A 21892-nucleotide genomic window follows, 5' to 3' on the forward strand; every position below is an offset into this window, starting at 1 on the left:
CCGTCGTCGGCACCCTCCACCGCAACACCGGCAGCCTCGAACGCTTCGTCGAATCCGCCGCCGAAGCCTGGACCCACGGCGTCACCGTCGACTGGCCCACACTCCTGCAGCCCTACCAGGCCCGCACGGTGGAACTCCCCTCCTACCCCTTCCAGCGCCGGCACTACTGGCTCGAACCCGAAGCCCCCTCGGCGGCGCCCGGCGCGCCCCGCCCGGTGGCGCAGGCTGCCGAGTCGGCAGGCCTGCTGGGTGTGCGGCTGCCGTCGTCGCCGCTCGCTCAGGCCCAGTTCTCCCCGCCGCTCGACCCGTCGGCGCACCCCTGTCTCGGCGACTTCGTGGTCGGTGGGCGGCCCGTGGTCAGCGCCGGTGTGTTCGTGGAGTCGCTGATCGAAGCGGTCACCGAACTCGCCGGAGCGGGACCGGTGTCCGTCCAGGACCTGGAGCTTCCCGCCGATCTGACGCTCGCGCCGGAAGGCGGGGAGCAGGCGGCTCAACTCGTCGTGAACGGCGACCTGTTCACCTACCACGCGCAGGACTCGGCCGGGGGCTGGCAGCTGCACGCGCAGGCCCTGGCCCGGTCGGGTGCGGCGGCCGCGCCGACCGTGGCGCTCGCGGCGGGCGGATCGGGCCGTGGGCTGACCGGCGACGAGCTGTACCGGATGCTGTGGCAGCGGGCCCTGTACCTGGGCTCCGCCGCCCGCTGGGTGGAGCGGATCAGGCTCGGCCGGAACGAGGCGACCGCCGAGATCCGGTCCGCCGCGCCCGGTGAGACCGAGGCGTACGTGATCCACCCCGGGCTCGTCGACGCGATGTTCCAGACGGCTGTGGCCTGTTTCCCGGCGGACGGCCCGGCTCTCGTGCCGGCCGGTCTCGAACGCTTCGTCCACTACGGACGCGGCGGCCCCCAGGATGGGCTCCGATGTCACGCCGAACTGTTCGAAGGCGGCACCCGGGCGCGTATCCGGCTCGTCTCGGCGAACGGTCGGCTGGTCGCCGAGGCCGACGGCGTACGGTTCGTCGCCGCCCCGGCCCGGCCGGTGGCGGAGTCCGAAACGGCGCAAGCGCCGACGGCGCACCGCGTACCCGCGGCCGTACGGGCCCCGGCTCCGGCCCGGGCCCAGGCTCCGGTTCCGGCCCACGCCCAGGCCCCTGGTCCGGCTCCGGTTCCGGCGGCCGAGGCGACATCCGCCGTGGCGCCCGACGCGGCGCGGGCCTTCGTGACCCGGACCGTCGCCCGGGCCCTCGGGACGACGGCGGCGCGGCTCGACGCCCGGCAGTCGCTGCAGGCGCTCGGTCTGGACTCGCTGATCGCGATGAAGATCCGGACGACGCTCAACAAGGAGTTCGACGTCCTGCTGCCGATGGCGGCGTTCCTCGAAGGCCGCTGCACGGAAGACATCGCCGACGACGTCCTGGCCTCCCTCGACTCCGGCACGGAGGGCCACGAGAGTGCGGAGGCGGAAGCCCCGCAGGCCGACGGCGGGACGGTCGTGGTCGAGGACGACTCCGAGCGCTACGAGCCGTTCGGTCTGACCGACCTCCAGCAGGCCTACCTCGTGGGCCGTGGCGACGCCTTCGAACTCGGCAACACCTCTACGTACTTCCAGATCGAGATCGACCTGGAGAACGTGGACCTGGACCGGCTCGGCGCGTCCTTCCGGGCGATGATCGAGCGCCACGACATGCTGCGGGCGGTCTTCACGACCGACGGTGAGCAGCGCATCCAGCGCGACGTCCCGGCCTATGTGATCCGGGAGACGGACGCCTCCGCACTGGCTCCGGCCGAGCGCGAGGCCGAACTGGTCGCCGTGCACGAGGAGATGCGGCACCAGGTCTTCGACACCACGCGCTGGCCGCTGTTCGACGTGCGGGTGACCCGCGTCGACGAGCGGGTGATCCGGCTGCACGCCGGCTTCGACGCCCTGGTCATCGACGGCTTCAGCACGTCGATCCTGTTCAAGGAGTGGGCGGCGCACTACCGCGGTGAGACGCTGCCCGAACTGCGGCTGCGCTACCGGGACTACGTCAGGGAGGCCCGCGCCCTGGAGGCCGGACCCGAGTACGACCGGGCGCTCGCCTACTGGCGTGACAGGCTCGACACCCTGCCGCCCGCACCCCAACTGCCGCTGGCCGTAGACCCGTCGAGCCTGGAGCGGCCGGTGTTCCACCACCGCGGCGCGACCCTGGCCAGGGAGGACTGGGACCGGTTCAAGCAGCATGCCGCGGCGGCCGGGGTCAGCCCGTCGGCGGCTCTGTGCACCGCGTACGCACAGGTCATCGCGGAATGGAGTGCCACTCCCGACTTCTCCCTGAACCTGCTCTACTTCAACCGGCTGCCGCTGCACCCCCAGGTCGGCGACGTCATCGGTCAGTTCTCCACGACCCTGATGCTGGAGATCCGCGACACGCCGACCGACTCGTTCGCCACCCGCGCCTGCGAGGTCCAGAGCCGGCTCTGGAGCGACATGGAGCACAGCCAGGTCAGCGGTGTGCAGGTGCTCCGGGAGCTGAACCGGGCGCGCGGCGCCTCGGTGCGGGCCGCCGCGCCGGTCGTCTTCACCAGCCTGGTGAACATGGCCGGTCAGCAGGACGGCGAACGCGGTGGGGTCGTGCAGTACCTCGCCGGGATCGGCGAGAACGGGCGCCAGGTGAGCAGCTCGGTCCGCACCCCGCAGGTGTGGCTCGACCACCAGGCGGTCGAGGAGGCAGGCGAGCTCCTGCTGAACTGGGACGTGATCGAGGAGCTGTTCCCGGCGGGCTGCATCGACGCGATGTTCGCCGCCTACCAGCGGACGCTGCGCGATCTGTCCCGTGACGCGGCGGCCTGGCAGCGGCCCAGGCCAGCCCTCGCTCCGGTGGCCGACCTGGACGTACGGGCCGAGGCCAACGCCACCGACGGGCCGGTGCCCGACGGGCTGCTGCACGACGCCGTGCTCGCCCGGGCGGCGGAGACGCCCGACGCGCCCGCGGTCGTCACGGGGTCGCTGACCCTCACGTACGGGGATCTCGAGCGCAGGTCGCACCAGGTGGGGCAGCGGCTCCGTGCGCTGGGGGCCGGCCCCGGCGACCTGGTCGGCATCGTGATGGACAAGGGTTGGGAGCAGGTCGTCGCGGCCCTCGGCATCCTGCGGGCGGGTGCGGCGTACGTGCCCATCGACGCGCGGGTGCCCGCCGAGCGGCTGCATGTGCTGCTCGACAGCGCCGGGATCAGCCGGGTGGTCACCCAGCCTTGGGTGGACGGCATCGCCGACTGGCCGCAGGGCGTGGCCCGGACCGTGGTGCGGGCCGACGAGGGGGCCGGTGAGCCGGGCGACGGCACGAACCGGGATGCGGGCGGTGGGCTCGAGCCGCTCGGGCCGTCCGGCGCCATGCCCACCGACCTGGCCTATGTGATCTTCACATCGGGTTCCACCGGTCTGCCGAAGGGCGTGATGATCGAACACGGCGCGGCCCTGAACACGATCGTCGACGTCAACGAGCGCTATGGCGTCACGGCCGCCGACCGGGCCCTCGGACTGTCCGCGATGCACTTCGACCTCTCGGTCTACGACGTGTTCGGACTGCTTTCGGCGGGTGGTGCACTGGTGCTCCCCGAGCCGTCGGCGCACCGCGAGCCCGCCCGATGGGCGGAGCTCGTCGCCGAGCACGGGGTGACGATCTGGAACAGCGTGCCCGCGCTGATGGAGATGTTCACCGAGCACGCCCTCGCGAACCGGCTCACCGGGCTACCGCTGCGGCTGGTCATGATGAGCGGGGACTGGATCCCGGTGAACCTGCCGGGCCGGATCCGGCTGCTCCTGGAGGACGCCGAGCTGTGGAGCCTCGGCGGCGCCACCGAGGCGTCGATCTGGTCGATCCTGCACCCCATCGGTGAGGTCGACGAGGACTGCGTGAGCATCCCCTACGGCACGGCGATGCGTAACCAGCGCTTCCACGTGCTCGACGGTGCGATGCGGCCGTGCCCCGTGTGGGTGCCCGGCGACCTCTACATCGCCGGGGTCGGTCTGGCCCGCGGCTATCTGAACGACGGGGCCAAGACCGGCGCCGCCTTCCTGCACCACCCGGTCACCGGTGAGCGGCTCTACCGCACGGGCGACCTGGGACGCTTCCTGCCGGACGGCACCATCGAGTTCCTCGGCCGGCAGGACTCCCAGGTCAAGATCCAGGGCTACCGCATCGAACTGGGCGAGGTGGAGGCCGCACTCACCCAGTGCGAGGGCGTACGGGCCGCCGCGGTCGTCGCGGCGGGCGAGCAGCACGGGCCCAAGCGGCTGATCGCGTACGTCGTCCTCGACGGCGGGCGCGACGACACCGAGCAGCAGATCACCGAGTCGCTGCGCAAGGTGGTCCCGCAGCATCTGGTGCCGCAGCGGGTCCTCGTGCTGGACGAACTGCCGCTCAGCGACAACGGCAAGGTGAACCGGGCCGCGCTGCCCGCGCCCGACGAGGTCGCCGTCGAGGGCGCCGGCTTCGTCGCCCCCCGCGACGAGGTGGAACGCCGGCTCGCGGAGATCTGGGCGGAGTTCTTCGGTGTCGCCGAGATCGGGGTGACCGCGAGCTTCTTCGATCTCGGCGGGGACTCGCTGCTCGCGGTGCGCCTGATGTCCAGGATCGCCCGCGGTCTGGGCCGCAGCCTGCCGCTGTCCAGCCTCTTCGCCCGGCCGACCATCGAGCTGCTCGCCGAGGCGGTCCGGGAGGCCGGCAGCGTCGACGACGGCCGCGGGGCGCTCGTGCCGGTGCGCACCACGGGATGGCGGACTCCGCTGGTCTTCGTCCACCCGGTCGGCGGTGACGTGCTCTGTTACGCGGAACTCGCCGAACTCCTCGGCCACGACCAGCCGTTCTACGCGCTGCAGCTCCCCGACACGGAGCTGCTGAGCGTCGAGGAGATGGCCGCCCACTACGTCGCCGCGGTCCGTGAGGCGCTGCCCGACGGCCCGTACCGGGTCGGCGGCTGGTCGATGGGTGGTGTGATCGCCCTGGAGATGGCGGCGCAGCTCACCGCGGCGGGGTCGGAGGTGGAGCTGCTCGCCGTGGTCGATCTGATGGAGCGGCCCGGACCTGCCGCGGGTGAGCCGGTCTCCGACGAGATGCTGCTGTCCTGGTTCGCCCGGGATCTGGCGGGCCTCGCCGGGGTGGAGTGGAAGCTGCCGGCGGAGGCGTTCGACGGCCGTCCGCCGGTGGAGGTCCTGCACACCGCGGCACGTGCGGCGGGGGCTCTGTCCGAGGACATCGATCTCGACACGCTGAGTTCCATCGTCGGCCGGTTCCAGAGCAACTACCGCGCCCTGCTGCGGTACGCGCCCAGCACCTTCGCCGGCCGGGTTCTGTCGCTGCGGGCGGCGGACGGCGGTGCGTCCGTGGAGACCGCGTCCCGCTGGATGGAGTACTTCCCCGGCGACGCCACTCTCGTCGACGTGCCCGGCGACCACTACACGGTGATGCGCGGTGAGCGGCTGCGGGTCCTGGCGGACGAGCTGCGGCGGGCTCTCGACGCCCACTGAACCGACCCGGCCGGGCCGCCCGCGGGGCGGCCCGGCCGATCCATCCCGGACCGGTCCTCCGGTTCCCCGGGGCCAGGTCCAAGAAGTGAGGACGATCGGTATGCGAATTGATCAGGCCGACCCGATACGGCGGCAGGACGGTGAGCGGACGGGTACGCTGCCGGCCACCGTGCCGGTCGCCGTCGTCGGCGCGGGGCAGTCCGGGCTCGCCGTCGGGTACCACCTGCGGCGGGCCGGCGTGGAGTGCGTGCTGCTCGACGCGGGCGGCGAGGTCGGCGAGACGTGGGAGCGGCGCTGGGACTCGCTGAAGCTGTTCACGTCCGCGCAGTTCTCCGGGCTGCCGGGCCTGCCCTTCCCCGGCGACGGCAGGCACTACCCCGGCAAGGACGAGGTGGTGGCGTACCTGCGGGAGTACGCCGAGCGGTTCGACCTGCCGGTGCTGCCGGATCACCGTGTGCTGTCGGTACGCAGGGACGGGGACGGCTTTCTGCTGAGCACGACGCACGGCGTGTGCAGGGCGGGGCAGATCGTGATCGCGACGGGGGCGTTCGGCATCCCCCGTCTGCCGGAGTTCGCCGCGGCGCTGAGTCCGGACGTGCCCACCCTGCACACCAGCGAGTACCGGAGCCCCGCGCAGGTGGCCCCGGGGACCGTGGTGGTCGTCGGCGACGGGAACTCCGGTCGGCAGATCGCCGCCGAGCTGTCCGCGACCCACTCCGTGGTGCTCGGTTGCAGCGAGGCCGTGTCACCGCCTCTGCCGCAGACGGTCGTCGGCCGGGACATGTTCTGGTGGATGAGCGTCCTCGGGGTGATGCGTCTGCCCGTGAGCATGGAGGCGCCCGATCCGGTCGTCGGCGACCGGGTGCCCGGGCTCGTCGCGGCGGGCGGGATCCGGACCGTGGGCCGGATCACCGCGGCCGACGGCGCCGAGCTCCTGGTCGCGGACGGCGAGCGCGTCAAGCCGTCCACGGTGATCTGGGCGACCGGCTTCCGTACCGACTGGAGCTGGCTCGACCCGGAGATGCTCGACGACGACGGGCAGCCGCGGCACACCGAGGGCACGGGGGCCGTGCCCGGCAGCTACTACCTGGGCCTGTACCGGATGCGTACCCGCGGCTCGGCGCTGATCGGCTTCGTCGGCCGGGACGCCGAGCACGTCGCGACGGCGATCGTCGCCACCGCCCGGGGCAAGGACACCACGACCACTCCGCCCACGACAGAAGGCCTTCCGTCATGACCAGTGCCACCTCCACCGAACTCGACGTCCTGGGTGCCCTGTTGGCCTTCGACTTCATCGGGTTCGCCCAGAAGTCGGCCGCTCTCGACCCCACCGGCCCGCGGTACGGGCAGGCGGTCGGCACCGCCTTCGGGATCGCGGCCCGCCGCCGCTTCCCGGAGGGGGCGACACCGCGGGAGATCAGCGGTTACGTCGCGGAGGTCCTCGGCTCGCTGGACGCCGGCGCGGAGGACTTCGACCCGGCGTTCCTCGAAGGCCTGGTCGCCGCCGGGCTCGACGAGGGTGCGGCGCCCGGCGCTGAGCACCCGGACCCCGAGACGACGATCCAGGCCCGGCTCGTGCTGACGCTGCGCCTGGTACGGGAGCTGGGTCTCGACGCCGACGGGCAGCGGGAGCTGCTGGCCGAGACGGCGGATCGGCTGGCGGTCTGAGGTCCGGGGTCCGGGGTGACCGGACCGGCTTGAGCTTGCGCCGCCAGAAGGGCGGAGCCGGCCCCGGGGACGGAGCCGGCTCCCGGTGGCGGTCGAGGTGGCACACCGTCGACCGCCGCTGATCGACCACCGCGGGGGTCAGCCCGTGAACAGGATGTCCCCCATGATCGTGGAGGTGACGTGGTCGTGGTCCAGCAGGTTGACCCGGGCGTTCATCTTGCCGCTGCCGGTCGCGAACGCGTAGTTGCCGGTCCCCCCGGTGATCGTGAACGTGCCGGTCGGGTAGACCATGGTCGCCGAGGTCAGGGGCGCGGTGAGCTGGTACTTGATGGTGAACCTGTCCCCGTCGGCCTCCGTGATGGTCGCGGTCCCCTTGATGTCGTACTTGCCGGGGATGGTCGCGGTACACACCACCTCGTCCTGCGTCCAGGTCCCGCCGGTGGTGGGCTTGCCGCTGGCGGTCCCCGTCCCCGTCACGTTGTAGCCGTTGCAGCCCACGGTGTCCGGGTGCGTGGTCGCGACCACCGCGAAGTTCGCCGTGCTGTTGACAGGAGGGTCGTACGCCACGACGGCCGGGGCCGCGCCCTCCGTCTCGGCCGCGAAGGCGGCACCGGCCGTACCGCCGGTTATCAGTAAGGTCGCGGCCGCCGCGACTGCCACGCGTGCCGGCCAACGGTGTACGGAACTCGTCATCGTCTCCCCCGTAATGATACGAAACCGTTCAACTACGCCTGTTTGAAGGCCTGTTGGGGACAGCTTCCCTGATCGAAAGCCCTTCCGTCGAGGCATTCCGGCGTTTCCGTCCAGGAGGGTCGGATTCCGAACGGCGCCCTCTCCATGGATCCGCGCGGGGAGCCGATCAGCCGAGCTGGCGGCGCACGAGCGCATGGAACGGACCGCTCGTGTCGGCGAGCAGTTCGGCCGGCGGTCCCTGCTGGGCGACCCTGCCCTCCGCCATGACGATCACCCGGTCCGCGTCCATGATCGTGGACAGCCGGTGGGCGATCACGACGCGCGTCGCGCGCAGCGTGCGCGTGGACTCGATGACGACGCGCTGGGCCTCGTTGTCCAGGGCGCTGGTCGCCTCGTCCAGGAAGAGGACGCGCGGCTTGCGGATGAGGGCCTGGGCGATCATCAGCCGCTGGCGCTGGCCGCCGGAGACCGTGCCGCCCCCGTCCGACAGCATGGTGTGCATGCCCATGGGCATGGCCTTGATGTCCTCCGCGAGACCGGCCATGGCGGCCGCCTCCCAGGCCTCCTCCGGCGGATAGGGCTCCGCCCCGCGGATGCAGTCGAGGATCGACCCGGAGAACGGCTGAGCGTTCTGCAGGACGACGCCGCACTGCCGGCGTACGGCCGCCCGGTCGAGCGCCGCCAGATCCTGACCGTCGTACAGCACGCTGCCCGCGACCGGCCTGTCGAAGCCGATCAGCAGGCGGAGCAGGGTCGACTTGCCGCAGCCGCTGGCCCCGACGATCGCGACGAACTCGCCGGGCCGCACCTGCACCGACACGTCGTCCAGGACGAGCGGACCGTCCTCGGTGTACCGGTACGACAGGTTCTTCGCCTCGACCGCCCCGCTGAGCACCCCCGGCCGGGTGCTGGAGCCCCGCACCTCGGGGGTCTCCCGGAAGACCGGACCGATCTGCTCGAACATCGGCTGCACGGCGGCGGCCGAGATGAGCGCGCCGGTCAGCTGGGTGACCGAGGACAGCAGGATCGTCACGGCCGTGCTGAAGGTGAGGAACTCGGCGGCGGACATGCTGCCCCTCGCGGGCCCCGCGAGCAGCATGAACATCACCAGCATGCACAGCGGCGGGCAGACCGCGTTGAGGACGGTGACGACGTTCTTGATCCGGCCGATCCGCTGCTGGAGCTCCCGGGTGCGGGCGAACTCCCGCGCCCAGGCGGCGTAGGCGAAGCTCTCGGCGGCGGCCACGCGCAGCTTGGGCAGCCCCCGCAGGGTCTGGAACGCCTGGTTGTTGAGCTTGTTGCCGAGCCTGAGCAGCTGCCGCTGGTACCGCAGCTGCCACAGCCCGAGCCCCAGGAAGAGGACCGCGACGACGAACAGCATGGCGAGCGCGACCAGAGCCAGCGGCACGCTGTAGAAGAGCAGCAGGACGAGGTTCATCGTGCCGACGGTGCTCGCCTGCAGACAGACCGAGCCGATGCCGGAGAGCACGCTGCGGATCGCGCTGACGCCCATGGCCGCGCTCGCCAGCTCTCCGGTGGAGCTGCCCGCGAAGAACGTCACCGGCAGCCTCAGCAGCCGGTCCCAGACGGCCGGTTGCAGCGTGGCCTCGACGCGGCCCTCCACCCGCAGGATCGCGATGTTCTGCAGCAGCATGAACGCGGCCGACACGACACTCGCAGCGACGAGGGCGAGCGCCGTCTGCACGATGAGACTGTCCTCGGCGTGCGGTACGTACTCGCCGAGGACCTTGCCGGTCGCGATGGGGACGAGCGCCCCGAGGGCGACGGCGACCAGACCGCCCACCAGGAGACTGCGCAGATCCCCGCCGGTCCCCCGCAGACTGAACCGGAGCAGCCGCAGCAGACGCGGCCTCCCGTCGGGCAGCGGACGGTAGAACATGACGGCGGCGGGTTCGAAGAGGCCCTCGTCACCGGCGCCCACCCGTTCCCGGACACCGGTGGCGGGGTCGACGGCCACGTAACCGCCGCGCCGCCACAGCAGGGCGACCGGTGCGCCGTCGTCCTCCCGCCGCCCCACCAGGGGCCCGCTGTTCTCGCGCCACCAGCGGCCGTGGAGGCTGACGACCCGGGTGCGGACGCGCGAGGCGAGCGCGATGCGTTCGACGGGGTCGGTCCGCCCGGCGCCTTCGCCGGACCCGACCGGCTCCGACAGGGTGACGCCCGCCTCGCGGGCGACCAGCCGGCACACGGCGAAGGCCGCGTCGTCGCTCCCGCCGCGCCCGGACGCCCCGCGCGACCGGCCGCCGGAGCGGCCGATGGAGGCGAGCAGAGCCTGGTCGGCATGGGTACGGGCGGCCTCACCGGCCTCGATGCCGGCCGCCGTCCGGTCCTCGTGGGCGCGCTCGACCTGCTCGATCCAGTTGTCCAGGGCGTACAGCAGCCGGTACTGCTGGTCGACCATGCCCTGCCACATCGCCCCGTCGACGAGGAGCGCGGCCGCGGTGTCGTGGCCGTCGTACCCCTCGTACACGGCGCCGTACCGGACGCTGCCCGGGGTGATCTGCATCCACAGGACGTCGTCGTCGGCCGTGCCCGGGCCTGCGGTGGCGCGGCTCTCCAACGGCGCCTGGTAGAGGACGCGCAGTCCTCGCCCGATGCCGAGCGCGAAGGCGCTCTCCAGGGGGCTCAACGCCACGTCGACGACACCGTGCTCCCCCGGCCCGTACGCCTCCGTCCCGAACTGTCCCTGTCCGTGGGGGGCGTGGCCGTACGGGTCGTGGCCGTACTCCCCCGGCCCGTACGGATCCGGCCCGTACGCCCCGGGCCCGTACGGCTGCAGCTCGCGCAGTTCGATGCGGCGCAGCAGGCAGCCCTGCAGGGGGCGGCCGATCAGCGTGTGGCCGGGGCCCTCGGCCGGTCCGAGCAGCAGCGTGCCCGGCGCGAGGCGGCCCAGGAAGTGCCAGTGGCCCTCCTGCGCCGCGTCGATCGCGAACAGGTCGAGCTCGCCCTCGACGACGAGCCACAGCACGAGCGGCCCCTCCAGGGACAGGCTGCGCAGGCCCGCGCAGTCGAGGGGCGTGCCGAGCCCGCCCAGGGCGGCCACGACCGGGTCCACGGCGACGGGTGCGGGGTGGGGGGACGTCACCTCAGTGCTCCTTGACCAGTTCGGCGTACGCGCCCCGCGCCGCGAGCAGGTGCTCGTGCCGCCCGCGCTCGACGACGGTGCCCCGCTCCAGGACGACGATCTCGTCGCTGTCGCGGACGGTGCTCAGGCGGTGGGCGATGACCACGCAGGCACAGCCCCGGCGTCGCAGGTTGTCGATGACGAGGCGTTCGGTCGCCGCGTCCAGGGCGCTGGTCACCTCGTCGAGGACCATGACGCTGGGACGGCGCACCAGCGCCCGGGCGATCTCCAGGCGTTGCCGCTGGCCGCCGGAGAAGTTGCGGCCGTCCTGCTCGACCCGGCTGTGGATGCCGCCGGGGCGGCGCGCGATCACCTCGTACACGGCGGCGTCCTCGAGGGCGGCCACGACGGCCTCGTCGGGGAGGGAGGGGTCCCAGAGGGCGACGTTGTCGCGGACGGTGCCCTCGAAGAGGAAGACGTCCTGGTCGACGAAGGAGACGGAGGCGGCGAGGGCGCCGCGCGGGATGTCCTCGAGCCGCATGCCGTCGATGCGGATGGTGCCCTCCCAGGGGGCGTAGAGCCCGGAGATCAGCCGCGAGACGGTGGACTTGCCGCTGCCGGAGCCGCCGACGAGCGCGACCTGCTGCCCGGGGCCGACCGAGAGCGAGAAGTCCTTCAGGAGCGGGGCGTCCAGCGGGCTGTAGCCGAAGGTGATGCCGTCGAGCACCACATGGCCCTTGAGGCGGCGGGTGGCGGCGGGCGGCTCGCGCCGTGAGTAGACCGGGTCGACGGGGAAGTTCTCGACGTCCTTGAGCCGGGCGACGTCGGCCGCGAAGTCCTGGACGCGGCCGGCCACGCCGTTGAGGCGGGTGATCGGTGTGGTGAAGCTGGTGATGAGGGCCTGGAAGGCGACGAGCAGGCCGACCGAGAGGTGCCCCTCCACCGCGCGCAGGCCGCCGATCAGCAGGATCAGCGCGCTGTTGAGCGCGGCGAGCGTCGGGGCGACGATCGCCAGCCACATGCTGGGCACGCCGAGCCGCTGCTGCACGTCGAGGGTGACGGCGTGCTGACCCGCCCAACGGCGGAAGAAGCCGTCCTCGCCGCCGGTGGCCTTCATCGTCTCGATGAGCTGCAGACCGCTGTACGAGGTGTTGGTCAGCCGGGCGCTCTCGGCGCGGAGCTTCTGGGTGTCGGTGGCCCTCACATGGATCACGATCCGCATGGCCAGGACGTTGAGCAGCGCGATGCCGATGCCGACGACCGTCAGTTGCGGGTCGTACGTCCAGAGCAGCACCGCGTAGAGGACGACGACCACCGCGTCCACGCCGGCGGCGGCGAGGTCCCGCGCCAGTGTCTCGGCGACCGCGTCGTTGGACTGCAGGCGCTGGACCAGGTCGGCCGGGTTGCGCTGGGAGAAGAAGGTGACGGGCAGCCGGAGCAGATGCCGCAGGAAGCGGGCGCTGCCGAGGGTGGAGGTGATGATGCGGCCGCGCAGCAGGTTGGACTGCTGGAGGAGGGTGAGCACCGCTGTGAGCAGGAGGGCCGCCGCCATCGACGCGAAGAGCACACCGAGGAGCGACGTCTGCTCGCCGATCAGGAACATGTCGATGTACGTACGGCTCAGCGCGGGTATCGCCGCGCCGACCACGACGAGGAGGAGGCTGGCGAGCACGGCGGCGAGGAGGGTGCCCGAGGTGCCGCGCAGGCGGGCGGGCATGGCACTGAGGACACTGGGCCTGCGCCCGGTGCGGCGGAAGCCCTCGGCGGGCTCGAAGGTGAGCACGACTCCGGTGAAGCTGGTGTCGAACTCGTCCATGGGCACGAACCGCCGGCCTTTGGCGGGGTCGTTGATGTGGACGCCCCGGCGGCCGAGACGGCGCCCGATGCCCTCGTAGACGACGTAGTGGTTGAACTCCCAGAAGAGGATGGCCGGCGGCCCCACTCCGGCGAGCGCGGCCAGGTCCATCTGCATGCCCTTGGCCTTCAGACCGTAACTGCGGGCCGCCTTGAGGAGGTTGCTGGCGCGCGACCCGTCGCGGGAGACGCCGCACGCGATGCGGAGCTCCTCCAGGGCGACGAACCGGCCGTAGTGGCCGAGCACCGTGGCGAGCGCGGCGGCGCCACACTCGACCGCCTCCATCTGGAGCACGGTGGGGGTGCGCACGGGGCGGGGCGTACGGCCCTGGGGAACGGGCCGGCGGCGCCGGGGGCTTCGGCCGGCCGGTTCGGGGCGGCGGCGCCGGCTGCCGCCCTGCGGCGCGGGCTGGAGCCGCCGGTGTCCGGCGGGCGGGAGCTGGGGGGTCTGGGTCGTGTCGGGCGACGCGGTCACGGGAGCGGCCAATCGGGCTGGGGGGTCGTGTCGGGCGACGCGGTCACGGGAGCAGCCAGTCGACGGGGCGCTGCGCGGCGAGGTGGACGGTTCCGGTGACGGGCGTCGTGGAGTCGACGGCGTACGGGGGTCCGTCGGCCGAGGACCACCGGTAGCCGGACGTGGTCGCGGCCGAGCGCTCCAGCTGGACGAGCACCGCGACGGGGTTGCCGTTCCGGGCGAACTGCGCGGCGAGTCTGCTGTCGCCGAGGAAGCCGCTGATCTGCGCCGGTGTCTGGGGGGCGCGGCCGACCGCCTTGACCCGGCCGCGGAGCACACCGAACCGCTGCCGGGGCGCGGACTGGACGCCGAGGTCGACCTGGGCGCCGACGGGGATCGCCGCGCCGCTGCCGCCGGGCACGTAGAGCATGGCCACCAGGGGGTCGTCCGGGTTCTTCACGCGTTCCACGGTCGCCACGTCGGCGCCGGTGGTGACGACGAGGCCGGTCTTGGCGAGGAGGGTCGTCACCCGTCCTCCGTCGACCACGCGGACGTCCCGGTCGCCCTGGGGCGTCCGGACGGTGAGCAGACGTGCGCCCGGGGACACCTGCTGCCCCTCCTCGGCGTGGACGGCGGTGACCTGTCCCGCGAACGGGCTCTGCAGGAGGTAACTGCCGTCGGCCCGGGTGAGGATGCCGGGTGCGCTCAGCTTGGAGGACACGGATCCGGTGAATGCCCAGAAGGTGGCGGCGGCCATCACGACGACGGTGACGGCGAGCACGAGCCGGCCCTGCGGGCGCGCGAACCTTACCGGCAGGTCGAGTTCTTCGGGCGATTGCAGCTTGGAAAGCGCCTTCTGACGGAACTGCACGGACTCTTCCTTCGACTGCATTCTTCACGGGCTGCCGAATTGACCGGCGAATGCCCGCCCGTGATGGGCGGGAAGGGCAGCCGTGAACCCCGGAACGGGAAAGCGTTCCGGGGTTCACGGGTGTACCGCTCAGAGACCGGCGACACCGACGTTGACACCGGCGAGGCCCGTGACGACGCCCGGCAGGGCCTGCACGCCCTGGACGGTCTGGAGCGAGGTCACGGTGCCGAGGACGGTGCTGACGTCGCCGACCACGGCGCCGGCGAGACCACCGGAGATGGCGAGGCCGCCGGAGACGGCGTCCAGCTCGGCGTCGGCGATCTCACGGGTCTCGATGTCGTTACGCATGTGTGCGCACCCTTCAATTCGTGTGAATGTTTTTACCCCGGCCGGAATGAAACAGCGTTCCGACGGCGGCCGCGATGTGCAGATGTAAGCACGCGAACGGGTTGCCCGGCCAACCGAGTTGACGCCCCGCGGCACACGAATTCATCACCGAATCGAAGGGCGTTTCGATCTGTCTGGCAGATCGCCAGGGGATCGCCACAGGTTCTCCGCAGGATCGAGTAACAGAAATCGGCCCTCCGTGACCCCGGCGGAACACAAGGGGACATACACCCCTCGAACGGCGGGCGCGGGGCCGGAAGGCCGATGAACGGCGTAAGGGGAAGGGTCCCCTCCACTCACACCATGTGAAGATTCACCGGAGCGATGCCCGGCGAGGCCGTCGACACGACGGATGTCGACCGGGCCCCGACCCCCGGGCACCGCTCCGGCGAAGAGGAACGCCCCTAGGACGCGACTGCCTTCTCCGAAACGGGAGCGGTGGCGGTAGCGGTTTCTACAGCGGTGGCGGGAGCGGTTTCGGTGGCGGTGGCGGCGACGGGAGCCGCGGCCGGCGCCGCCCCGTCGGCCGGTCCGGTCGCCGCGCGCGCCCGCAGGCCGATCCCCGCGATGACGGCGACCAGGGCGAACGCCGTGGCGCCGATCCAGAAGGTGAGGGTGAAGCCGGACTCCGCCGGCAGCGGCGGGACACCGGCCGGGAGGTGCTCGATGGTCTGCGAGGCGAGGATCGTGGTGACGACCGCACTGCCGATCGCGCTGCCCGTGGAACGGGAGATGGAGTTGATGCCGTTGGCGATGCCGCTCTGGTGATGCGGGACGCTCGACATGATGACGGCCGGCATGGCCGCGTAGCCGAAGCTGACGGCAGCGCCGACGACGATCCCCGCCCCGATCACCGAGGCCGTGTGGCCGTGGCCGAGGGCGAGCCAGGCGAAGCCGACGGCGCCGAGGCCCGCGGCCAGGGCGAGGGCCGTGCGCGGCCCGCGGTGGCGCACCAGTTGGCCGCCGATCGGGGAGGCGAGCAGCGAGACGATCGCACCGGGCAGCAGGAACTGCACGGAGGCACGCAGGATGGACGCGTCGAAGCCGTAGCCGGTGAGGGCCTCGGGCATCTGGACGAGGTAGGAGACGCCCAGGAAGTTCGCGAACATGCCGAAGCCGACGAGGACGCCGGCCAGGTTGGCCATGAGGACCGGACGGTGGACGAACATCTTCATGTCGACGAGCGGTTCGCGGACCTTGCGCTCCACGAGGACCCAGACGACCGCCATGACGGCCGCGCCGGCGAAGCTGCCGAGCGTCCGGGCCGAGGCCCAGCCCCACTCGTGACCCTGCGAGATGGGCAGCAGGAGCAGCAGCAGCGTGATGCCGAGGGTCAGCGCGCCGAGGAAGTCGGTCCGGCCGCCCGTCTTGTGGCGGGTCGCGGGGACGAGGAACACGACGGCGAGCAGGGCGAGCGCGGCGAATCCGGTCGCCATCCAGAAGGCGCTGCGGTAGTCGGCGTCGGAGCCGGAGGTGAGCAGGCCGGTCGCGACGAGCGCGAGGCCGCTGCCGAAGGCGAGGGTGCCGCTGACCAGGGACATTGCGCCGGGCAGCTTCTGCGGCCTGACCTCCTCGCGCAAGACGGAGAGGGCGAGCGGGAAGATCGCGGTGGCGGCGCCCTGGAGGACGCGGCCGAGGATCAGCAGGGGCAGCGAGGTGGCGAGGGCGGCGACGACGGAGCCGACGACCATGACGCCGAGGACGGCGACGAGGGTGGGCTTCTTGCCGTGCTGGTCGCCGAAGCGGCCGAGCAGCGGGGTGAAGACGGCGGCGGAGAGCAGCGTGGCGGTGGTCACCCAGCTCACGTCGGCCGTGGAGGTGCCGAGGTCGGTACGGATGAGGCCGAGGATCGGGACCGGCAGGGTCTGCATCATCGAGACGACCATGGCGGCGAGACTCAGGGCGAAGACGATGACCGTCTCGCGCCGGGCATCGGCGGCGGGCGGTGTGGGGGCATGACTCATGGCAGGAGGGGGCCTTTTCCGGTGACGCGGGAGCTTCAGATCATCGATGTTTGATGTCATCAAGTACTTCGCCGACGGTAGACCCGGATACTTGAGGTGGTCAAGTAAACAATTGATAATGTCAAGCGTTCTGAGTAGGCTCGAGCCATGAGCGCGACGACCTCCCCGCCCCCCACCAAGCTCCAGCTCATGGAGCTCCTCGCCGCCATCGGCACCGCACAGTGGCGCGACTTCGCGGCCGCCGCGGCGCACCACGGTCTGACCTCCACCCAGGCCAAGGTCCTCGCACAGCTCAACGGCCCGCTGCCGATGCGCGCCCTCGCCACCCTGCTCGTGTGCGACGCGTCCAACGTCACCGGCATCATCGACCGCCTGGAGGCCCGCTCCCTGGTCCGCCGCGAGCCCGACCCCTCCGACCGCCGCGTCAAGAACGTCGTGGCGACCGACGAGGGCCGGGACGTCATCCGCCGTGTCCGCGAGGAGATGCAGGCCACCAGCGGCGCACTCGACACCCTCGACGCGGCCGAGAGCGCGACCCTCCACGACCTGCTCGCCCGGCTGCGCCCGGGCATGGAGAAGAGCGCCTGACCGACGGGGTCAGGCGCTCTCGGCCGGGCGCTCCGGAAGCTTCCCGAACGTGCTCAGGGACTCGTCGTCGAGACCGCGTACACCCGGGGGAAGGCCGGCTCGGTGAGGTCGACCGTCAGGTCGGTCGCCGGGCGCGGCTCCTCGCGCTTCACCGTCGTACCGGCCCAGGTCATGCCCTCGACGAAGCGCCAGCCCGCGATGTCCGCGTCACGGTCGCCGACCGTGATCCGGCCCGGGGTGAGAGCGGCGCGGCTCGTGCCGGACTCGGCGAGGAAGTCGTCCAGCCCTGCGGCCGTCGTCGTGAACTGCACGTACAGCCGGCTGGTCTTCCAGTTGCTCGTCTCGTAGTAGGCGACCCCCCACGCCCCGGAGGGGATCGGGACCTCGAAGATCCGGCGTTTCATCAGCGAGGGCCAGTTGTCCTGGAGGCCCGCCGCCGAGGACTCGCGCTCCTTGTCGCGGCCGCTGTCGCGGCTCTGGCCCGCGGAGATGACGAGATAGCCGGCCGGGATGCCCACGAGCAGGACGATGATGACGGCGGTCAGCCAACGGCGGCGGATCATGTGACGGTGGTCCTCGGGGAGCCTGCCCCCGGGGTCGCGCGGCGGGGTGGACTGGTGGGGCAGGGTCATGAAGGCGGATCCTCGGGGGGACGGGCGGCCCGGCCCGAGGTCCCGCTGCGCAGGGCCTGGGCGTAGCGCTCGTACCGTTCGTACCGCTCCACCCGGCGCCGGTTGGCGCGGCGGAAGCGGCGGGCGACGAGCCGGGCGAGGTCGGCGGCGCCGACCATCCCCGCCTCGGGGCCGAGCTGGGCGCGGGCGATACGGGCCTCGGGACGGTAGCCGCGGCCGGTGAGGTGGCGGCGGAAGGAGTCCCTCGCGGGGCCGATGAGCAGGTCGTCGGCGGCCGAGACGCCACCGCCGATGACGAAGCAGGAGGGGTCGAGGGCGGCGGCGAGGTTCGCGATGCCGACGCCGAGCCACTGGCCGATGTCCTGGAACAGCTCCACGCACATGGCATCGCCCTCACGGGCGAGCTCGGTGATGAGCGGTCCGGTGATCTCGGGGACGTTCCCCTTGACCCGCTCGATGATCCCGTACGCGACCGGGGAGTCGGCGGCGGCCAGCTCGCGGGCCTCGCGGACCAGCGCGTTGCCGGAGCTGTACTGCTCCCAGCAGCCGCGGTTGCCGCAGGGGCAGCGGTGGCCGCCGGGGACGACCTGCATATGGCCGAACTCGCCGGCCACCCCGAACTTGCCCCGCTTGACCTGGCCGTCCTCCAGGATGGCGCCGCCGATGCCGGTGCCGAGGGTGATCATGACGAGGTGGTCCTCGCCGCGTCCGGCGCCGAAGCGCCACTCGGCCCAGGCGGCGGTGTTGGCGTCGTTGTCCACCATGACGGGGACGGCGAGGCGGCTCTGGAGGGCGTCCTTGAGCGGCTCGTTGCGCCAGGCGAGGTGCGGGGCGAAGAGCACGGTGGCGCGCTCGGCGTCGACCCAGCCGGCCGCGCCGATGCCGACGGCGTGCACGTCGTGCCGGTCGGAGAGGTCCAGGACCAGCTCGACGATGGTGTCCTCGACGACCTTGGCGCTCTTGGACTTGTCCGGGGTCTCCGTGCGGAGCTTCTCCAGGATGTTGCCGTCGGCGTCCACGACGCCGGCCATCACCTTCGTACCGCCGATGTCGATGCCGACGGTCGGCACCCGCGGCGCCGTCAGATGGGAGCGCCGCTCCCGGGTGCCGACGGTCCGCAGCACGGTGCCCCGGGCCGATCCCCGGTGGGCGAGGTCACGGTAGGTACTCATCGGCTCCGATTCTGCCAGGTGGGGTGTCAAGGGGCCGTTCGATCACGGCCGCGTCCGTCACGTCCCGGACGGCCGCTCCAGCTCGTGCCGCAGGTCCTCCAGCTCGGTGCCGCCGGCCATCTGCCGGGTCAACTCGTCGAGCGTGACGGAGCCCTTGGTGTGGCTGCCGGCCATGACGCCCCGCTTGAGCAGGACGAAACGGTCGCCGACCAGGTACGCGTGGTGCGGGTTGTGGGTGATGAGAACCACGCCGAGACCCTGGTCGCGGGCGGCTGCCACGTACTTCAGGACGACTCCGGACTGCTTGACGCCGAGCGCGGCGGTCGGCTCGTCGAGGACGAGGACCTTCGCGCCGAAGTGGACGGCCCGGGCGATGGCCACGCACTGCCGCTCGCCGCCGGAGAGGGTGCCGATGGGCTGGTCGACGTCGCGCAGGTCGATGCCCATGCGGAGCAGCGCCTCGCGGGTGGTGGTCCGCATCAGGCCGACGTCGAGCCGCTTGAAGGGGCCGGAGCCCTTGGTGGGCTCGGAGCCGAGGAAGAAGTTCCGCCAGACCGGCATGAGCGGGACGACGGCGAGGTCCTGGTAGACGGTGGCGATGCCCCGGTCGAGGGCGTCGCGCGGGTTGGCGAGGGTGACCTCCTCGCCCTCGATGCGGAAGGTCCCCGTGTCGTGCCGGTGGAGGCCGGCGACGATCTTGATGAGGGTGGACTTGCCGGCGCCGTTGTCGCCGAGGACGCAGGAGATCTCGCCGGCGCGGACCTCCAGGGAGACGCCTTCGAGGGCGCGGATGTTGCCGTAGTACTTGCTGACGTCGTCGAGCTCGACGAGCGGAGCGGACCCGGTCTTCGTGGCCGTCGTCACTTGGTGGCCTCCACGCGCTTGCGGATCCAGGCGTTCAGCAGGGTCGCCAGGAGGAGCATCGCTCCCAGGAAGAACTTGAACCAGTCCGGGTTCCACTCGGCGTACACGATGCCCTTGCTCGTCATGCCGAAGATCAGGGCGCCGACCGCCGAGCCGATGGCCGAGCCGTATCCACCGGTGATCAGACAGCCGCCGATGACGGCCGCGATGATGAAGATCAGCTCGTTGCCGACGCCCTCGCCCGACTGGACGACGTCGAAGGAGAAGAGCAGGTGCTGGCCGGAGATCCAGGCGCAGAACGCCACACCCAGGTAGAGGCCGATCTTCGTCCGGTAGACCGGGACGCCGACCGCGCGGGCCGCGTCGGCGCCGCCGCCGACCGCGAAGATCCAGTTGCCGAAGCGGGTGCGGAGCAGGATCCAGGTGGCGAGCGCGACCAGGCCGAACCACCACAGGATGGTGACCTTGAACTCGACGCCGCCGATGGTCAGCTGCGAGGCGAAGAGCTTGCGGGCGGAGGAGAAGCCCTCCATGTCGGCGATGGTCTTGGTGGAGACGGTGCCGCTGATCAGCTTGGTGAGGCCGAGGTTCAGACCGGTCAGCATGAGGAAGGTGCCGAGCGTGATGATGAAGCTGGGCAGCTTCGTACGGGTCAGCATGAAGCCGTTGAAGGCGCCGATCGCCAGGGTGACGAGCAGCGAGACCCCGACGCCGACCCAGACGTTCGCCGTCATCTGGTAGCTGAACATCGACGAGATCAGCGCCGAGCTGGTGACCAGGACACCGGCGGACAGGTCGAACTCGCCGCCGATCATGAGCAGCGCGACGGGGACCGCCATGATGCCGAGCGTGGAGGCCGCGTAGAGCACGGTGCCGAGGCTGGACGGGTTCAGGAAGCTGTCGGCGACCACGGAGAAGAAGACGAAGACGGCGATCGCGCCGACGACCGAGCCGAGCTCGGGGCGGGCCAGCAGCTTCTTCAGCGGAGTGGTGCGCAGCAGCCGTTCGTCGACGTGGTCGAGCCCGTCCGACGGTGGGGCGGTGGAGCTCATCGGGTGCCACGCTCCGCGTACTCGACGAGCTTCGCGGCGTCGTCCCCGGTGATGATCTGCGGGCCGGTGAGGACCGGCTTGCCGCCGCCGAGGACGTTGGCGTTGTAGCGGTGGAGCCAGAGCAGGTCGACGGCCTCGTAGCCCTGGAGGTAGGGCTGCTGGTCGACGGCGAAGCCGAGAGTGCCGGCCTGGAGGGAGCCGGCGACCTTGGCGTTGAGGTCGAAGGTGTCGATCTCGGCCTTGCTCCCGGCGCTCTCGGCGGCCTGGACGGCGGCGTCGGCGAACGGGGCGCCGAGGGTCACGACGGCGTCGACGGCCTTGTCGGACTGGAGCTTGGCCTCGATGGAGGCCTTGACGTCCGGCATGTTGGTGCCGTCGACGTAGAGGTTCACCAGCTCCCCGTCGAAGGTCTTCTTCGTACCGGCACAGCGCTGCTCGTGACCGACGTTGCCCTGCTCGTGCAGGACGCAGAGCGCCTTCTTCCTGCCGCGCTTGTCGAGCTCCTCGCCGACGGCCTCGCCGGCGACGGTCTCGTCCTGGCCGATGTGGGTGAGCGCCCCGTAGGCCTTGGACTGCTCGGCGCCCGAGTTCACGGTGATCACCGGGATGCCGGCCTTGACGGCCTTCTCGACGGCGGCCTTCATGGCGTCGGGCTTCGCGAGCGTGACGATCAGACCGTCGACGCCCTTGGCGACGTACGAGTCGATCAACTGCGCCTGCTGCTGGGCCTCGTCGCTGTGGGCGTAGAGGAAGTTGATGTTGTCCTTGGCGGCGGCCTGCTTGGCGCCCTTCTGGACGATGTCCCAGAAGGTGTCGCCGTCACCCGAGTGGGTCACCATGGCGAAGGTCCAGCGGGGGGTGTCGACGGCCGCCCGGCCTTGGGCCTCGGCGGCCTTGCGGGCGTCCTCCGCCCGCTTTCCGCCGGTGCTGCTGCACCCGGCGAGCGCCCCGGTGAGCGCGAGCGCGAGCACGGCGCCGACTGCGGCGCGTACCCCTCCTGTCCGAAGCCTGGTCACGAGGCCGTGCCCTCCTTTGTGTCCTTTGCGTGCATTGCAGTCGTGCATTGCAGTATCGGTCATGCGGGTCGTGGCACTCGCCGGGGGG

At 71.8% G+C, this 21892-nt stretch carries 15 protein-coding genes; 4 read left to right on the forward strand and 11 right to left on the reverse strand.

The window, feature by feature from the left end:
• The 3 genes from ACZ4XX_RS16755 to ACZ4XX_RS16765 form a co-directional block, all read left to right on the forward strand.
• A partial coding sequence (locus tag ACZ4XX_RS16755; protein WP_468508641.1) for an amino acid adenylation domain-containing protein occupies nt 1–5504 on the forward strand: 5504 nt, incomplete at its 5' end.
• Nucleotides 5505–5604: 100 nt separating this feature from the next.
• Nucleotides 5605–6741, forward strand: a complete 1137-nt coding sequence (locus ACZ4XX_RS16760; protein ID WP_468508642.1) for a flavin-containing monooxygenase — start codon at nt 5605–5607, stop codon at nt 6739–6741.
• Nucleotides 6738–7172: a hypothetical protein gene (locus ACZ4XX_RS16765; protein WP_468508643.1), complete on the forward strand. Its 435-nt coding sequence runs from the start codon at nt 6738–6740 to the stop codon at nt 7170–7172. The genes ACZ4XX_RS16760 and ACZ4XX_RS16765 overlap by 4 nt, the downstream gene beginning before the upstream one ends.
• Before the next feature lie 138 nt (nt 7173–7310).
• Here the strand turns inward: ACZ4XX_RS16765 and ACZ4XX_RS16770 are convergent, their stop codons facing one another.
• From ACZ4XX_RS16770 to ACZ4XX_RS16795, 6 genes are all read right to left on the reverse strand, one after another.
• The gene (locus ACZ4XX_RS16770; protein ID WP_468508644.1) at nt 7311–7865 is read right to left on the reverse strand and encodes a hypothetical protein; all 555 of its coding nucleotides are present in this window, start codon (nt 7863–7865) and stop codon (nt 7311–7313) included.
• Nucleotides 7866–8031: 166 nt separating this feature from the next.
• Nucleotides 8032–10971: an NHLP bacteriocin export ABC transporter permease/ATPase subunit gene (locus ACZ4XX_RS16775; protein WP_468508645.1), complete on the reverse strand. Its 2940-nt coding sequence runs from the start codon at nt 10969–10971 to the stop codon at nt 8032–8034.
• Nucleotide 10972: 1 nt separating this feature from the next.
• A complete protein-coding gene (locus ACZ4XX_RS16780; RefSeq protein WP_468508646.1) occupies nt 10973–13114 on the reverse strand; it encodes an NHLP family bacteriocin export ABC transporter peptidase/permease/ATPase subunit in 2142 nt (713 codons plus the stop codon).
• Nucleotides 13115–13322: 208 nt separating this feature from the next.
• Nucleotides 13323–14129 (reverse strand): hypothetical protein, encoded by an 807-nt coding sequence (locus tag ACZ4XX_RS16785; RefSeq protein WP_468508647.1) that lies wholly within the window; start codon nt 14127–14129, stop codon nt 13323–13325.
• Nucleotides 14130–14258: 129 nt separating this feature from the next.
• Nucleotides 14259–14477 (reverse strand): hypothetical protein, encoded by a 219-nt coding sequence (locus ACZ4XX_RS16790; protein ID WP_055600716.1) that lies wholly within the window; start codon nt 14475–14477, stop codon nt 14259–14261.
• 443 nt (nt 14478–14920) lie between these two features.
• A complete protein-coding gene (locus ACZ4XX_RS16795; RefSeq protein WP_468508648.1) occupies nt 14921–16480 on the reverse strand; it encodes an MFS transporter in 1560 nt (519 codons plus the stop codon).
• Nucleotides 16481–16627: 147 nt separating this feature from the next.
• On the opposite strand from ACZ4XX_RS16795, the gene ACZ4XX_RS16800 reads away from it, so the two are divergent.
• A complete protein-coding gene (locus tag ACZ4XX_RS16800; RefSeq protein WP_468508649.1) occupies nt 16628–17068 on the forward strand; it encodes a MarR family winged helix-turn-helix transcriptional regulator in 441 nt (146 codons plus the stop codon).
• A gap of 53 nt (nt 17069–17121) precedes the next feature.
• Here ACZ4XX_RS16800 and ACZ4XX_RS16805 read toward each other — a convergent pair whose 3' ends face one another.
• The 5 genes from ACZ4XX_RS16805 to ACZ4XX_RS16825 are packed head-to-tail and all read right to left on the reverse strand — an operon-like array spanning nt 17122 to nt 21804.
• Complete coding sequence (locus ACZ4XX_RS16805; RefSeq protein WP_468508650.1) at nt 17122–17700, reverse strand: hypothetical protein; 579 nt, start codon at nt 17698–17700, stop codon at nt 17122–17124.
• The gene (locus ACZ4XX_RS16810) at nt 17697–18872 is read right to left on the reverse strand and encodes an ROK family glucokinase (RefSeq protein ID WP_468508651.1); all 1176 of its coding nucleotides are present in this window, start codon (nt 18870–18872) and stop codon (nt 17697–17699) included. The genes ACZ4XX_RS16805 and ACZ4XX_RS16810 overlap by 4 nt, the downstream gene beginning before the upstream one ends.
• A gap of 57 nt (nt 18873–18929) precedes the next feature.
• Entirely contained in the window at nt 18930–19736 is an 807-nt protein-coding gene (locus ACZ4XX_RS16815) for an ATP-binding cassette domain-containing protein (protein WP_468508652.1), read from the reverse strand.
• Nucleotides 19733–20788, reverse strand: coding sequence for an ABC transporter permease (locus tag ACZ4XX_RS16820; protein WP_229314780.1), 1056 nt, complete (start codon nt 20786–20788; stop codon nt 19733–19735). The genes ACZ4XX_RS16815 and ACZ4XX_RS16820 overlap by 4 nt, the downstream gene beginning before the upstream one ends.
• Complete coding sequence (locus ACZ4XX_RS16825) at nt 20785–21804, reverse strand: sugar ABC transporter substrate-binding protein (protein WP_468508653.1); 1020 nt, start codon at nt 21802–21804, stop codon at nt 20785–20787. Before ACZ4XX_RS16825 ends, ACZ4XX_RS16820 begins: the two co-directional genes overlap by 4 nt.
• Nucleotides 21805–21892: the final 88 nt, after the last annotated feature.

The organism is Streptomyces sp. NPDC029956, from assembly GCF_055574655.1.